Below are 13,794 nucleotides of genomic sequence, written 5' to 3'. Positions count from 1 at the left end.
GTCGGAGAAGGGTTCGGGCTGCTCGTTCGGTCGGGGCGGAAAGGCTTCTAAAAAAGGAAACGGCCGCCGGTCGCGCGTCATTCTAACCCAGAACAGGAGGCTTCCGCGGGCGCTTGTCCTACAAAAACGCCAACGGAATCGTCGGGCGGAGATGAGCCGGAAAAGCGGGGCGGCGGCGCCAGATTTCCGCGTCCGAACAAAGAAAAAAGGGCTAAACTAGCGGCTTACCGCCAAATTGACGCCATTTTTCACTGTTTTCACGATCATCATGAACGCCAAAGCACCGCATCAAGCCGCCGCGCCGGACGTCCAGCGCCTTTTTTCCGAGCGCGCGCGCGCCATTCAGAGTTCGGCCATCCGCGAGATTCTCAAAGTGACCGAGCGTCCGGAAGTCATTTCCTTTGCCGGCGGTTTGCCGGCACCGGCGACCTTCCCGGTCGATGAAATGCAGGCTGCGTTGACCCATGTATTGGCGACGCGCGGACGCGAGGCGCTGCAGTACAGCACCACCGAAGGGTTTGCACCGCTGCGGGAGTGGATTGCGGCGCGCCTGTCGACGGCTGCGGCACCGGTGTCGGCGGACGAAGTGCTGATCGTTTCCGGTTCGCAGCAGGGGCTTGATCTGCTGGCCAAGGCGATGATCGATCCGGGCGACCGGGTGCTGGTCGAGACGCCGACCTACCTCGGCGCCTTGCAGGCGTTCTCGCTGTTCGGGCCGGAGTTCGTCTCCGTGGCTTCGGACGAGGATGGTTTGATCCCCGAGGCGCTCGACCCATCGATGCGCGGCGCCAAGTTCCTCTATTGCCTGCCCAACTTCCAGAATCCGACCGGCCGCCTGCTCGCCGAGGACCGCCGTCACCGTCTGGCGCAGAAAGCGCGCGAACTCGACCTCCTGATCCTCGAAGACGACCCCTATGGCGCGCTGTCCTACGACGGCGAGACGCCGCCGTCGATTCGTTCGCTGGCGCCCGAGCGCACCGTGTACATGGGCTCCTTCTCCAAAGTGCTGGCGCCCGGCCTGCGCCTGGGCTACATCGTCGCTCCGGCGGCGCTGCGCGCCAAGCTGGTGCAGGTCAAGCAGGCCACCGACCTGCATACCGCAACGCTGTCGCAGATGGCGGTGTACGACGTGGTCAAGGACGGTTTTCTCGATCGCCACATCCCGACCATCCGCAGCCTTTACCGCGACCAGTGTGCGGCGATGCTCGACGCGCTCAAGCGCCACATGCCCGAAGGCGTGCGCTGGAATTCGCCGCGCGGCGGCATGTTCCTGTGGGCCGAGCTACCTGCCGGGATGGATGCCTCGGCGGTGCTGGCGCGTGCGGTCGAACAGAACGTGGCCTTCGTCCCCGGTGCGCCGTTCTTTGCCGAGGCGCCGGTGCGCGAGGCCTTGCGCCTTGCCTTCGTCACCGTGCCGCCGCTGCGCATCGAGGAAGGCATCGAGCGTCTGGCTGGCGTGATCCGCGCCATGCTTCCGGCCTGAGGCCCTCGCGCGCGGACTGCGCGCCGAAGCTTCCTGCGCACCGCCGATAAAACAAGGCCGCGACCCGTTGAGGGCGCGGCCTTGTGCTTTGGGCATCCGGACCGGGTTAAGGTTTGGGCACGCTCTCGTTGCGCAGTTCGCGGCGCAGGATTTTTCCGATCGGCGTTTTGGGCAGGGCGTCACGGAACTCGATGTGGTGCGGCCGCTTGTAGCCAGTGAGCTGGCCCTTGCAGAAGGCGAGCAGGTCTTCCTTGGTCAGCGACGGGTCCTTGCGTACCACGAAGAGCTTGACCGTCTCGCCCGAATGCTCGTCGGGAACACCGATGACCGCGCATTCGGCAACGCCGGGATGGGTCATGACCACGCCTTCGACTTCGTTCGGATAGACATTGAAGCCGCTGACCAGGATCATGTCCTTCTTGCGGTCGGTGATGGTGACGAAGCCGCGCGTGTCCATGTGCCCGATGTCGCCGGTCTTCAGCCAGCCGTCCTGCAGCGTGCGTGCGGTCTCGATTTCGTTGTTCCAGTAGCCGCGCATCACCTGCGGGCCGCGCACGCAGATTTCACCGGTGCACTTGGCGAGTTCTCCCGTGCCGGTCCACAGCGGCAATTCGTTGAAGTTCTCGTCGCGGATCGACACCTCGGTCGAGGAAACGGGCAGGCCGATGGTGCCGTTCCATGGCGTGCCGATCACCGTGCAACAGACGCCGGGCGAGGTTTCGGTCAGGCCGTAGGCTTCGGTCAGGTTGCTGCCGGTGATTTTCTGCCAGCGTTCGGCGACCGGCTTCAAGACCGAGGCGCCGCCGCCGACGGCGAGCTTGAGCCCGGAAAAATCGAGCTTGTCGAACCCCGGGGTGTTCATCAGCCCGTTGAACAGGGTGTTGACCCCGGTCATGACGCTGAACTTCCACTTGCGCAGTTCCTTGACGAAGCCGGGCAGGTCACGCGGATTGGTAATCAGCACGGTCAGGCTGCCCCACTTCATGAAGGCCATCGTCGAGGTCATGCAGAAGATGTGGTACATCGGCAGCGGGGCGATGGCGATCTCGCGCGCCTCCTTGAAACTCCCCGAAATCCACAGGTTGGTCTGCTCGAGGTTGGCGAGCATGTTGCCGTGGGTGAGCATGGCGCCCTTGGCGGTGCCGGTGGTTCCGCCCGTGTATTGCAGGAAGGCGATGTCCTCGCGCGTCAGCGGGACCGGGGTGAAGGTGCTGTGTGCGCCACGTTGCAGCGCGTCGCGCAAGGACATGGCTTCGGGGATGTCCCATTTGGGGACCATCTTCTTGACGTGCTTGACGAGGCTATTGATCAGCCAGCGCTTGGGCGCCGGTACGAAGTCGCCGACCTGGGTGCTGATCACGTGGCGGATGGCGGTGGTGGGCAGCACTTTTTGCAGGGTGTGGGCGAAGTTCTCCAGCACCACGATGGCGCGGGCACCCGAATCCTTCATCTGCGCCTCAAGTTCGCGCGCGGTGTAGAGCGGGTTGACGTTCACCACCGTGAGCCCGGCGCGCAGGATGCCGAACAGCGCGATCGGGTATTGCAGCAGGTTGGGCATCATGATCGCGACGCGATCACCCTTGGAGAGGCCGGAAAGGCTCTGCAGGTAAGCGGCGAAGTCGCGCGACAGGCGGTCGACCGTGGCGAAGCTGAGCGTATGCCCGAGGTTGTGAAAGGCGGGCTGGTCGCGGAAACGCTGGACGACGTCGTCGAACAGTTCGGTCAGCGAAGGAAAGGGGCTCGCCGCAATTTCGGCCGGCATTCCGGTCGGATAGCTTTGCAGCCAGACTTTTTCACCCATGGATCAATGCTTTCGTCAGTGTGGAGCCCGGGCAGACCGATCCCAGGATGTGGAATTTCGGGCGACGGGCGAAGAGAACAAAGTGTGTTCTGCAAGCGCATTTTTGAGTGCGCACGTGCAGAAAAATTCCGGCATTTAACACGGATTCGCACATTGTTTCCAGACGTCCCTAGAATAGGGCGAAAAATGCAGTCGGGTCGCGTTTGCGGCGCGCGCCCTGCGGCGGCACGGGGGCGCAGCAATGGCACGGCCTGCAGGGGAACCGGGGGTAGCCCCTTCAACCGGAGCTTAAGACATGATGCCCGATTACTGGCCGCAGGCGGTCCGCGAACTGAGTCGATGCGACGCCGCCCTGGCGCAACTCGTCGAACGCTACGCCGGCGCGACCCTGGTTTCGCGCGGGGCGCCGTTTTCGACCCTGGTGCGCTCGATCGTCGGGCAGCAGATTTCGGTCAAGGCGGCGGACAGCGTCTGGGCCCGCGTTTCGGCGGCGCTGCCCGAACTTGTGCCGGACGCCGTGCTGACGCTCAGCGTGGAAGAATTGCGCGCCTGCGGCCTGTCGGTGCGCAAGGTCGAGTACATCGTCGACCTGGCGGCGCATTTTGTCGCCGGGCGCATTCGCGTCGACGCCTGGCCGAGCATGGAGGATGCCGCAATCATCGCCGAGCTGACTGATGTGCGCGGCATCGGCGAGTGGACGGCGCAGATGTTCCTGATCTTCAACCTGTTGCGCCCCGACGTGCTGCCGCTCGACGACATCGGTTTGCAGAAGGCCGTGGCGACGCTCTATTTTGCCGATCAGCGCCCGAGTCGGCGGCAATTGGCGGAACTGGGGGAGCGCTGGCGTCCCTGGCGCTCGGTCGCAACCTGGTACCTCTGGCGCAGTCTCGATCCGGTACCGGTCGAATACTGACGCGCAGCCTCAGGGCTCGCCCTGGAAGCTCGGCAGCTTGATGCGGAAGCGGATGGCGGCGGCACGCAGCAGAAAAACCACGGCCATCGCGATCCATGCCGCCAGGGCCGGGTCGATGCCGATCGCCTGCAGGCCGATCAAGGTCAGCGCGCCGAGCCACGAGGCGGTGGCGTAGAGTTCGCTGGGCAGAAAGGTGAGCGGCACCTGGTTGCAGAACACGTCGCGCAGAACCCCGCCGAAAACGCCGGTGATTACCCCGAGCAGGCTGGCGCCAAGCCAGGACACTTCCCATTGCAGGCCGATCTGGGTGCCGATGACGGTGAACAGGGCCAGGCCGATGGCGTCGGGATAGAGGATCAGGTTGGGCGAGATTTTCCGTCGCCGTGCCCAGAAGAAGGTGGCAACGGCGGCGATGATGCCGACGGCGAGGTAGGTCTGATCGACGATCCAGAACACCGGCCGGTCGACCAGAACGTCGCGCAGCGAGCCGCCGCCGAGCGCGGTGGCCAGCGCCACCATGATCGCGCCGAGCAGGTCCATGCGTTTGTCTTCGGCTTCAAGGACGCCGGAAATGGCGTTGACGGCGACGGCGGCCAGGCCGACCCAGAACAAGAGTTGATCCATCAGGCGCGCTCCTGGCGGTTCACGGAGGGCGGAGGCGACGGATAGTGCGACACGGTAGGAGTATCCTGGCGGAAGCCGCGCGGAGCGGCGTTGAAGGGCTGTGCCGCCCGGTTCCGGCGGCGAAGCCGGGACACTACCACCCGCGAGGACGGAGTTCAAGCCGAGCGGGTGCTACGTCCGTGCGGGTCGCGTGCGGTAGAATGCCGGCGTTTGCGTGGCCCGATGGGGCCATTTCTCTTTGGAGTCCTCCTGGTACCTATGCGATGAAGACCACGTTTCTCGACTTTGAACAGCCGATCGCCGAACTCGAAGGCAAGATCGAAGCGTTGCGTTTCCAGCAGGGCGAATCCGCCGTCGACATTTCGGATGAGATTGCGCGCTTGGAAAAGAAGAGCCAGGCCCTGACCAAGGACGTCTATGCCAAGCTGACCTCGTGGCAGATTGCCCAGGTGGCGCGCCATCCGCAGCGTCCTTACACGCTCGATTATCTGCGCCTGGCGTTCACCGATTTCGAGGAACTGCACGGCGACCGCGCCTTTGCCGATGACCACGCCATCGTCGGTGGCCTTGCGCGTCTCGAAGGCCTTCCGGTGATGGTCATCGGCCATCAGAAAGGCAGCGACACCAAGGAAAAGCTCTACCGCAACTTCGGCATGCCGCGTCCCGAGGGCTATCGCAAGGCGCTTCGCCTGATGCGTCTGGCCGAAAAATTCGGCCTGCCGATCGTGACCTTCATCGATACGCCGGGCGCCTATCCCGGCATCGATGCCGAGGAGCGCGGCCAGTCGGAAGCGATCGGGCGTAACCTGATCGAAATGGCGCAGCTCAAGGTGCCGGTGATCGTCACCGTGATCGGCGAAGGCGGTTCGGGTGGCGCGCTGGCGATCGGCGTCGGCGACGTGGTGCAGATGCTGCAGTATTCGACCTACTCAGTGATCTCGCCCGAAGGTTGTGCCTCCATCCTTTGGAAGAGCGCCGAGAAAGCCAGCGATGCGGCCGAGATCATGGGCATCACCGCCGCACGCCTGAAGAGCCTGGGCCTCGTCGACAAGGTAATCAGCGAACCGCTCGGCGGCGCGCACCGCGACCCGCAGGCGATGGCCGCCAACCTCAAGAAGGCCTTGCTCGATGCACTGGCCCAAGTCGGCGGGCAGACGACCGAGGCTTTGCTCGAGACGCGCTATGCCCGGTTAATGGCTTATGGGCGCTTCAGCGAAAAGCCGGCTGCCGCCAACTGAGGCGCCAGCTGGCGCCATCGACGCGCCGCTCGTCCAAGCCCTGCGGCGCGCGCTGGCCGCCCTGCCGCCGGTTGAAGGGCGCCGCGTGCGCCTGTGCGTCGGCCTTTCCGGCGGCCTCGATTCGGTCGTTCTCCTGCATGCCTTGTGCAGCGTGCGTGATTCCGACGCGCATGCGTTCGCGCTCGCCGCGTTGCACGTCCATCATGGTCTGAGCGCGGACGCCGACGCCTGGGCGCAATTTTGCGCCGCACTGTGCCAAACGTGGCAGGTGCCTTTTGAGCTCCGCCGCGTTGAGGTGCCGCGGAAGTCGGGTGAAGGTCTGGAAGGCGCTGCGCGCCGGCTGCGCTATGCCGAATTCGCGGCCAGCGGGGCCGACTGGATAGCGCTGGCGCAGCATCGCGGCGACCAGGCCGAGACGGTGCTCCTGAACCTCCTGCGGGGGGCCGGGGTGGCCGGTGCCGCCGCCATGCCTGAGCAGCGGCCTGGCGTGGCCGGGGGGCCGGGCCGGTGGCGCCCGCTGCTTGGCGAGCCACGGGCCGTGTTGCTCGCGCATGCCCGCGCGCATGGTTTGTCCTGGATCGAAGACGAAAGCAACGCCGACACGCGCTTGCGTCGAAACTGCCTGCGGCACGAGGTTTTTCCGCGCTTGGCGGAGCGTTTCCCGGGTGGCGAGGCGGCGCTGGCACGCGCGGCACAGCAGTTCGGCGAAGCCGAGGAACTGCTCGGCGAACTGGCCCGGATCGATGCCGCCGCCCTGCGCCTTGCTTCCGGAAGGATCGACGTGACTGGGTTCGGCCGCTTGTCGCCGGCACGGGCGCGCAATCTGCTCCGCTTCCTCTGGCGTGAAGCCGGATTCCGGGCCCCGGACCACCGTTGGCTGGAAGAAGCGCTTGCTCAGTTGATGGTGTGTCGCCCGGACGCCGAAACCTGCCTGTCGACCCGCGATGGCGAATTGCGCATCTACCGCGGCGAACTCTATTGCCTCCCGCCGCGACCGCTGCCGCCCCAAAGTTTGGCCTGGGCGGGGGAGCTGGAATTGCCCTGGGCCGGAGGGCGGGTGCGCTTTTTGCCGCAGATGCCCGGCGGCATTGCACCGGAATGCCTGGCCGCGGCCTCGCCTCGGCTTTGCCCCCGGCAAGGGGGAGAGCGCCTGCAACTGAGCGAGCAGCGGCCCCGGCGCAGCGTCCGCAACCTGCTGCAGGAGAATGGTGTGCCCCCCTGGGAGCGGACGCGCTTGCCTTATCTCTGGCTGGGCGATCGTCTGGCGTGGGTCGGCGGACTGGGCGTCGATGCCAGCCTGAGCAGCGCATCCGGCTACTTGCCGGTGTGGGACGAAGGCGCTGCGGGCGCAGTGTGATCCCGGGCTGGTTTCACGAACGGGGTGCCCCGGTCCAAGGCCGTATGGTGTAAAGCTTGCCGGAAGGTCGCGACCTTCGCCGCTGCTTGCCCCTGCGCTTGTTGTCTTTAGCCGCCTGCTTGCTGCGTGTCTGGCGTTTCATTCCGCGTGCGGATTACCTCAGCCTATTTTGAATGTTCAACGCCGGGACTGATAATTCGAACGGGCCGCGCGGAGATTGCGTGTAGAAATGGTGTTGGCGCGCGATGCATTTTCGAGCTGATTTGATTTTCTGTCGATTTGCTGTGGGTTCAGTCGGCGTTTGCCTTGGAAGCCAGATCCGATGTTCGTCAATGCATCGATTTCAAAGGCGAAGATGTAAAAACGGCATTCCGTATTCGGGAATGCCGTCTTCGAATGGTCTGCCGGAATCGCCATTGCAGGCTTCCGGCCGCAGGCATTAACGCACCAGAAATTCTTCCTTGCGCCGACCTTCGTTCAGCTTTTGCTTGAGCCAGCCGGGCAACGGGCCGCGACCGCCGTAGGTGTCGCTCGGGTTGGTGTCACTGCGGTACTTGACGCCTTTGGCCGCGGACTTGCCTTTGGCTTTGCGGCCGGCTACCGGCGCGAAACCGAGGTCCTCGGCGGTGAGTTGGTATTTGGCGATGATTTCGCGCGCCTGATCGACGGCGGCCTTGATTTCATTTTGACGAATCAGTTCGGCTTCGCGCTTGAGATTCTCGATCTCGCGCAGGACAGCGTCGTAACTACGCGTGTCGCTCATTGTTATCTCTCCTTGGATGGATGATCGTTCTTGCGTTGTTGAATTTTGATTTAATTCGCTTTGAATGTTAGCACGCGAATGTGAACGGGTGAAGAAAAAATCGATTGCTGTCGAAAATGTAATCGAAATGTTGTGTTGTCGTGCAATAGGGCACACAGGCGATAAAGAATAACCCCGCCGATTGGCGGGGTTATTGGAAATGCGCTCTGAGCGTCTTTCGGAGGCAAGAGGCGCTTAACAGCCTTTCTCGCATTTCGGGTCGGGATTGACGACCAGCAGGCGGACGAGCAAGGCGCGTGGTTCGCGCACGCCGTCGGTGCCGACCGCCAGGACCTTGCCGTCTGCGGGCGCGGTGTATTCCTTGACCACGTCGCCGAAACGGTTGAGCTGGACGGCGACCTTGTCGCCTTTCTTGACCATGTCGCCGAGTTTGACCAGCACTTCGGCGTAACCCCCCTGCGCCGCGCGGATGTTCTTCATGTCGTTGCCGACGTAGGACTTGAACGCATGCGCAGTGCGGCCGAGCTTGCCGTCAACCATCCCGAGGTCGACCAGCACGTTGTGGATGCCTTCGTTGGCGCGCCCGATCATGTCTTTGTCGAAGACGCGGGCGTTGCCGAGTTCGAGCGTCACCGCCGGCGTGCCGGCTTCGACCATCGCCGTTTCGAGCGAGCCTTTTTCACCGGGATCTTTCTTGATCTGGTCGGCCGGGAACATCTCGGCCAGGCGTCGGATCGCCGGTTCGCGGTAATCGGCGTAGATGAAGAAGGGGAAGGCGCTGCCGGTGGACATGGTGTGCACGTCGAGGAGGTAGTCGACGTTGCCCTTGAAGAGCTTGTTCCACATCAGGAAAGCGTGCTGCTCGGCGGCATTACCGTCGGCTTTTCCGGGGAAGAGGCGGTTGAAGTTCGAGGTTTCCGTCCCGTCGAAGGTCATCGTCCAGTTGCGGTTCATGCGTGTGATCGCGTTCGGGTTGCTGCCGGTCACGCCGATGACCGTGCCAGTAAGCAGGCTGGGGTCGATCCGGCTCAGGGCGATCTGGACGGTACGCACGCCGGCGATCTCGTCGCCATGGTTGCCGCTGTTGAGGAAGAGCTTCTTGCCGTCCTTGACGCCCTTGGCGACGATGACCGGGACATACTGAGCCTGGCCGATGCCGTCGGTCGTGCCTTGGAAGAAGAAGCGGTGGGTCTTGCCCGGGGCGAGGTCGGCAACGTCGAGTTGCGAGATGACGGCGACGCCGTCGATCTTGTCGCCGGTGAAGATCGTGGCGGCCTGGGCCGTGCCGGCGGCGAACATCAGGCCGGCGATGAGGGGCAGCATGCGCATGGGGATGAACTCCTGATCGAAGTGGAAAGAACGCGTGTTCCGGTGGGCGGTGTGTCGATGCTCCGGATATGACACCTGCGAATCTTAACCGGGCAGGAGGGCGTGCGACCAGCCCAGGGCGGCGAGAACCCGCGCGAAATCGCCGTCCGGTGCGGCTTCGAGATGCAGCGGTGCGCCGCTGGCGGGATGGGCGAAGCGCAGGGCGGTGCAGGCGAGGAGCATGCGCTGGCAGGCGAACAGTTCCTGGAACAGGCGGTTGTGGCGGCCTTTTCCGTAGGTCGAGTCGCCGACGATGGGGTGCGCCAGGTGCTTGAGGTGGCGACGCAGTTGGTGCCGGCGCCCAGTTTCGGGACTGAGTTCGACGAGGGCATAGCGGCTCGTCGGGTAACGGTCGACGGCGTAGGGCAGCTCGGTCACCGCGAGGCGGCGAAAGCGGGTGAGCGCAGGCTGGGGTGCGAGCGGGGCAGTGGCGGGCAGATACTCGTAATCGTCGGGACGGCGGCTCAAGGGGTGGTCGATCACGCCGCTTTCCGGCGGGTGGCCGCGGACCACGGCCAGGTAGGTCTTGTCGACGGCGCGGCTTTCAAACTGGGCACCGAGCCGGCTCGCCGTCTCTCCGTCGTAGGCGAAGAGCAGCACCCCTGAGGTGCCGCGGTCGAGACGGTGCGCGGGATAGACGCGGCGGCCGATCTGGTCGCGCAAGAGTTGCACGGCAAAACGGGTTTCGCGCCGGTCGATGTCGCTGCGATGGACGAGCAGGCCCGAGGGCTTGTCGATGGCGATCAGGCTGTCGTCGCGGTAAAGGATGCGCAGGGGCGCCTCGACGGCGTCGGCTTGGGGGGCTGAATTCACGGATCAGGCGGCGAGGAAGTCGCCATCAACGTAGAGCCAGTGGCCGTTTTCGCGCACGAAGCGGCTGCGTTCATGCAGGCGGTGGGCGCGACCGCCGAGTTTGTAGCGGGCGATGAATTCGACTTGGCCCTGGTCGCCGTCGCTGTCGATCTCGTGATGCTGGATTTCGAGCCCGAGCCAACGGGTGGCGGGGTCGGCGTCGAGGTCGGCCGGGCAGGTGCTCGGGTGCCAGGTGGCGCGCAGGTAGTCGAGCTGGGCGCGAACGTAGGCCCAGTAACGCGAGCGCATCAGCGCTTCGGGCGTCGGCGCGCCTGCGCCGCCGGCCAGCCGGTCGGCGCACAGCGCGGCGCAGCAGTCGGCTTCAGCGCGCCCGCTGCCACAAGGGCAGCCGGCGTTTGAAGTTGCGGAAGCTTTAGTGGCTCTTGCCATGTCCGTGCCCAGTCGGAGCGCCGTCGTGCGGTTTGCGCACCGGGGCGTCGACGCGTTGCGTGCTGCCGTCGTCGAAACTCAGAGTCAGCGGCACCGCTTCGCCTTCCTTGAGCGGTGCCTTGAGGTCGATGAGCATGACATGGTAGCTGCCGGGCTTGAGCTCGGCCTTGCCGTGCGCGGGAACGACGATGTGCGTCACAGGGCGCATCTTCATCACGCCGTTTTCGTTGACGTGGTTGTGCAGCTCGACGGTCTTGGCGACCGGGCTTTCGGCTTTGACCAGCTTGCGCTCTGCGTCGCTGGTGTTGCGGATCTGCATGAAGGCGCCGGTGGCCTGCGCCTGCGGCGGTGCGAGGCGGACGTAGGGCGCGTCGATGCGCAGAGGGGCGGCGGTTTGCGCGGCCAGGGGCAGCGAAGTCGTCAGGGCGGTCAGCAACAGGGCGGCGGCGGGCATCGAAAAGCGCGGCATGGAATCGTCCTCGTCGGATGAAAATGGAGGGGTCATTTTCCGGCTTCGGCCGGCAAACGCGATCGGATCATAGCAACGATTTCGCTGGCGGGCGAAGCGTGCGGCAATCGGCCAGCGAGCTTGCCGTCGGGGCCGATGACGTAGGTATAGGAGGAATGGTCCACCGCATAGGGGGCGCCGTCGCGTGATTTCTGCCGCATGTAGCTGACGCCGTAACGTCCGGCAACCTCGGCGATTTCCTGCGGCGAGCCGGTGAGGCCGACAATGCTTGGGTGGAAGAAGGGGGCGTAGGCGCGCAGCACCTCGGGTGTGTCGCGTTCGGGGTCGACGCTGATGAAATAGGCGCGCACCTGGGTCGCTTCCTCGGGCGTGAGCTTGCCCAGCGCCTCGGCGACGAACACCAGCGAGGTGGGGCAGACGTCGGGGCAGAAAGTGTAGCCGAAGTAGAGAAGCACGACCTTGCCGCGCTGTTCGGCGAGCGCGACCGGGCCGTCCGGCGAGCGCAGGGTGAAGTCGCCGCCGCGCGCGGCGGCAGCCTCGAGTTGCCGATGCGGGCGGTCGCCATCGTTGCCGCCCGGATTCCAGAAGAAGGCCAGCCAGACAAGCAGCGCCGCGAGTCCGGCGATCAGGGTGAGCCACCAGGCCTGGCGTCGCATCACGCAATCTCCTTCAGTGGGCGGGAACGTTGAAATGGAAAGGCGCAGCGACGCGCCCGTTCGCGGTGGCGACGAGGACGGTGGCGGACCAGCGCATGTCGCCGCTGACGCAGACGGGCAGCATGCCCTGGCCGGCGTAGAGGCCGTCGACGCCGCTCTGGCGGGCCAGGCGGACGCGGTTGAGTCCCATGCGCATGTCGACGCCGTCGAAATCGATCTCGACCGTCTCGGCCTGGGTGCCGATCAGATGGACGTAGAGGCGCAGCGGTTGCAAGGGACGGATCGGTCGTGGCGCGGCGCTCAGCACCACGCGGCCGCCGTCGGGCAAGGCCGCCGAACAGGGCGTTTCGGCCGGGTTGCACGACGTCGGCGGCAACAGGGCGTCGGCGCGGGCGAAAAGCAGCGGAGAAAGCTTGTAGCCGAGCACGCCGAGGATGGCCAGAACCAGGGCCAGGGCGACGAAGGCGAAGGTGTGACGCGGCATGAACAATCGGATGGCGGCGAAAACGCGCATTATCCGCCGAATCGATGCCACTGTCGCGCCGGCCTGGGCGCACGCCCTTGGCGTTCGGCGGAGCTGCCACCATAATGGGGAGGTCTTCCTTATGACGAGCACCACAATGATCGACGCTGCCGCCGACGATTTCCTCGGGCGTACGCTGCTCAACGACTGCCAGCAGGATTTCCCGCTCTGCGCCATGCCTTTTGCCGAGTTGGCCGGACGCTTGGGGGTGGGCGAGCGCGATCTGCTCGACAGCCTGACGCGCCTGCGCCGCGAAGGACGCATCCTTCGCGTCGGCGCCGTTTTCGCGCCCAAGCGCATCGGCGCCAGCACCCTGGCGGCCATGACGGTGCCGCCCGAACGATTGGCTGCGGTGGTCGAGAGCATCGGTCGCTTCCCTGAAGTGAACCACGTGGTGGTGCGCGAGCACCGCGTGAACCTGTGGTTCGTCGTTACCGCCGGCGGCGAGGGGCGGCTCGAATCGGCGCTCGCCGCGATCGAGGCTGCCACCGGGCTGGAATTGCTGCGCCTGCCGTTGCTGGGCGAACTGCGCAAGACCTCGGTTCCCAGCGAGGACGCCAGCCTCGTGCCCCGTGCGAGCGGAATGCAGGCGGCGCTGGACGAGATCGGCCGGCGTCTGGTGATGGCCTTGCAGGAAGGGCTGCCCCTGCTCGTCCGCCCCTTTGCTGTGCTTGCCAGCCGGGTCGGTTGCGAGGAGCGTGAGGTCATCGAACGGATCCGGGCCTGGCAGCTCTCCGGCGACATCAAGCGTTTCGGCGTCGTCGTCCGTTCGCCGGCGGGACGCGAAGCGGCGCAGGCCTTGTGGCTGCTCGACGTTCCCGAGGCCGAGTTGGACGAAGTGGCGCAGTGTCTGGCCGAAGCGCCCGCTTTGGCGCTTTGCTATCGTCGCCCGCGCTTGGGGGCGAGTTGGCCGTACAACGTTTATTGCACGGTGGTCGGCGAATCGCGCGCCGCGGTCGACGACGCGCTGGCGGCCTTGCGGGCACGCCTCGCGGCGTATCCGCAGGCGGTGCTGCACGCGCTCGGGCACACGCCGCTGCCGTGTTCAGGAACAACGCACGCGGCGTGAAATTGTTCCTTCGTGGAGGCGGTCGCCGAGACTAGTCTCAATGCGCCCCGTTTGCCGTTTCTTCCGATCCATGACCGATCCCTTTCCTTTGCCGCGGGTGGATGCGTGCGCCGCTGCGGCCCGCGATTGCGCCGACTGCCTGCACGGCGTTGCCGTGCGCGGCCGGGTGGAGTACGTGTGCCTGGCGTTCCTGAGCGTCTGCCCGCGCAGCACGGCCCATGCGTGTCAGGAGTTCGATCCCCGACCGTCGCGGAAAGCGCCGACGCCGCCCTGATCGGCGGTGGGGGG

General features: G+C 65.4%; 15 protein-coding genes. 5 read left to right on the top strand and 10 right to left on the bottom strand.

Translation table 11 applies throughout. From position 1 onward, the window contains the following. Positions 1–268: 268 nt before the first annotated feature. Positions 269–1,483, top strand: a complete 1,215-nt coding sequence (locus QMB55_RS03565; RefSeq protein ID WP_497587289.1) for an aminotransferase-like domain-containing protein — start codon at positions 269–271, stop codon at positions 1,481–1,483. A gap of 106 nt (positions 1,484–1,589) precedes the next feature. Here the strand turns inward: QMB55_RS03565 and QMB55_RS03560 are convergent, their stop codons facing one another. Then, positions 1,590–3,284, bottom strand: a complete 1,695-nt coding sequence (locus tag QMB55_RS03560) for an AMP-binding protein (RefSeq protein WP_497587288.1) — start codon at positions 3,282–3,284, stop codon at positions 1,590–1,592. 295 nt (positions 3,285–3,579) lie between these two features. Between QMB55_RS03560 and QMB55_RS03555 the strand changes: the two genes are divergently transcribed. Next, a complete protein-coding gene (locus QMB55_RS03555) occupies positions 3,580–4,197 on the top strand; it encodes a DNA-3-methyladenine glycosylase family protein (protein ID WP_497587287.1) in 618 nt (205 codons plus the stop codon). Between the two features lie 9 nt (positions 4,198–4,206). On the opposite strand, the gene QMB55_RS03550 is transcribed toward QMB55_RS03555, so the two are convergent. Continuing rightward, the gene (locus QMB55_RS03550) at positions 4,207–4,821 is read right to left on the bottom strand and encodes a trimeric intracellular cation channel family protein (protein ID WP_497587286.1); all 615 of its coding nucleotides are present in this window, start codon (positions 4,819–4,821) and stop codon (positions 4,207–4,209) included. A gap of 263 nt (positions 4,822–5,084) precedes the next feature. On the opposite strand from QMB55_RS03550, the gene accA reads away from it, so the two are divergent. Both accA and tilS read left to right on the top strand, forming a co-directional pair. Next, positions 5,085–6,059: an acetyl-CoA carboxylase carboxyl transferase subunit alpha gene (gene accA, locus QMB55_RS03545; protein WP_497587285.1), complete on the top strand. Its 975-nt coding sequence runs from the start codon at positions 5,085–5,087 to the stop codon at positions 6,057–6,059. Further along, positions 6,022–7,416 carry a tRNA lysidine(34) synthetase TilS gene (gene tilS, locus QMB55_RS03540; protein ID WP_497587284.1) on the top strand — a complete coding sequence of 465 codons (1,395 nt, stop codon included), beginning with the start codon at positions 6,022–6,024 and terminating at the stop codon, positions 7,414–7,416. The genes accA and tilS overlap by 38 nt, the downstream gene beginning before the upstream one ends. A 177-nt stretch (positions 7,417–7,593) precedes the next feature. On the opposite strand, the gene QMB55_RS03535 is transcribed toward tilS, so the two are convergent. From QMB55_RS03535 to QMB55_RS03500, 8 genes are all read right to left on the bottom strand, one after another. Beyond that, complete coding sequence (locus QMB55_RS03535) at positions 7,594–7,833, bottom strand: hypothetical protein (RefSeq protein ID WP_497587283.1); 240 nt, start codon at positions 7,831–7,833, stop codon at positions 7,594–7,596. Positions 7,834–7,855: 22 nt separating this feature from the next. Then, positions 7,856–8,179: an H-NS histone family protein gene (locus QMB55_RS03530; RefSeq protein WP_497587282.1), complete on the bottom strand. Its 324-nt coding sequence runs from the start codon at positions 8,177–8,179 to the stop codon at positions 7,856–7,858. 234 nt (positions 8,180–8,413) lie between these two features. After that, entirely contained in the window at positions 8,414–9,508 is a 1,095-nt protein-coding gene (locus QMB55_RS03525) for a succinylglutamate desuccinylase/aspartoacylase family protein (protein WP_497587281.1), read from the bottom strand. An 84-nt stretch (positions 9,509–9,592) separates the two neighbouring features. Further along, positions 9,593–10,360 (bottom strand): pseudouridine synthase, encoded by a 768-nt coding sequence (locus QMB55_RS03520; protein ID WP_497587280.1) that lies wholly within the window; start codon positions 10,358–10,360, stop codon positions 9,593–9,595. A 3-nt stretch (positions 10,361–10,363) separates the two neighbouring features. Further along, positions 10,364–10,789 (bottom strand): YchJ family protein, encoded by a 426-nt coding sequence (locus QMB55_RS03515; protein ID WP_497587279.1) that lies wholly within the window; start codon positions 10,787–10,789, stop codon positions 10,364–10,366. Beyond that, a complete protein-coding gene (locus QMB55_RS03510) occupies positions 10,773–11,258 on the bottom strand; it encodes a copper chaperone PCu(A)C (protein ID WP_497587278.1) in 486 nt (161 codons plus the stop codon). The genes QMB55_RS03515 and QMB55_RS03510 overlap by 17 nt, the downstream gene beginning before the upstream one ends. Positions 11,259–11,290: 32 nt before the next feature. Further along, positions 11,291–11,914, bottom strand: coding sequence for an SCO family protein (locus QMB55_RS03505; protein WP_497587391.1), 624 nt, complete (start codon positions 11,912–11,914; stop codon positions 11,291–11,293). Between the two features lie 13 nt (positions 11,915–11,927). Next, positions 11,928–12,398, bottom strand: a complete 471-nt coding sequence (locus QMB55_RS03500; RefSeq protein ID WP_497587277.1) for a hypothetical protein — start codon at positions 12,396–12,398, stop codon at positions 11,928–11,930. 121 nt (positions 12,399–12,519) lie between these two features. Between QMB55_RS03500 and QMB55_RS03495 the strand changes: the two genes are divergently transcribed. Next, on the top strand, positions 12,520–13,506 hold the full coding sequence (locus QMB55_RS03495) for an Lrp/AsnC family transcriptional regulator (protein WP_497587276.1): 987 nt from the start codon (positions 12,520–12,522) through the stop codon (positions 13,504–13,506). Positions 13,507–13,794 lie beyond the last annotated feature (288 nt).

The sequence above is a fragment of the Propionivibrio sp. genome (genome assembly GCF_041441355.1).
Lineage (GTDB): Bacteria > Pseudomonadota > Gammaproteobacteria > Burkholderiales > Rhodocyclaceae > Propionivibrio.
The sequence above is the reverse complement of the archived record's forward strand: the minus strand, read 5'-3'. Positions and strand labels throughout refer to the sequence as shown.

Coding starts and splice junctions, on each gene's coding strand:
- QMB55_RS03565 (WP_497587289.1), top strand. CDS start 269: ATGAACGCCAAAGCACCGCATCAAGCCGCCGCGCCGGACGTCCAGCGC.
- QMB55_RS03560 (WP_497587288.1), bottom strand. CDS start 3,284: ATGGGTGAAAAAGTCTGGCTGCAAAGCTATCCGACCGGAATGCCGGCC.
- QMB55_RS03555 (WP_497587287.1), top strand. CDS start 3,580: ATGATGCCCGATTACTGGCCGCAGGCGGTCCGCGAACTGAGTCGATGC.
- QMB55_RS03550 (WP_497587286.1), bottom strand. CDS start 4,821: ATGGATCAACTCTTGTTCTGGGTCGGCCTGGCCGCCGTCGCCGTCAAC.
- accA (WP_497587285.1), top strand. CDS start 5,085: ATGAAGACCACGTTTCTCGACTTTGAACAGCCGATCGCCGAACTCGAA.
- tilS (WP_497587284.1), top strand. CDS start 6,022: ATGGGCGCTTCAGCGAAAAGCCGGCTGCCGCCAACTGAGGCGCCAGCT.
- QMB55_RS03535 (WP_497587283.1), bottom strand. CDS start 7,833: ATGGCGATTCCGGCAGACCATTCGAAGACGGCATTCCCGAATACGGAA.
- QMB55_RS03530 (WP_497587282.1), bottom strand. CDS start 8,179: ATGAGCGACACGCGTAGTTACGACGCTGTCCTGCGCGAGATCGAGAAT.
- QMB55_RS03525 (WP_497587281.1), bottom strand. CDS start 9,508: ATGCGCATGCTGCCCCTCATCGCCGGCCTGATGTTCGCCGCCGGCACG.
- QMB55_RS03515 (WP_497587279.1), bottom strand. CDS start 10,789: ATGGCAAGAGCCACTAAAGCTTCCGCAACTTCAAACGCCGGCTGCCCT.
- QMB55_RS03510 (WP_497587278.1), bottom strand. CDS start 11,258: ATGCCGCGCTTTTCGATGCCCGCCGCCGCCCTGTTGCTGACCGCCCTG.
- QMB55_RS03505 (WP_497587391.1), bottom strand. CDS start 11,914: ATGCGACGCCAGGCCTGGTGGCTCACCCTGATCGCCGGACTCGCGGCG.
- QMB55_RS03500 (WP_497587277.1), bottom strand. CDS start 12,398: ATGCCGCGTCACACCTTCGCCTTCGTCGCCCTGGCCCTGGTTCTGGCC.
- QMB55_RS03495 (WP_497587276.1), top strand. CDS start 12,520: ATGACGAGCACCACAATGATCGACGCTGCCGCCGACGATTTCCTCGGG.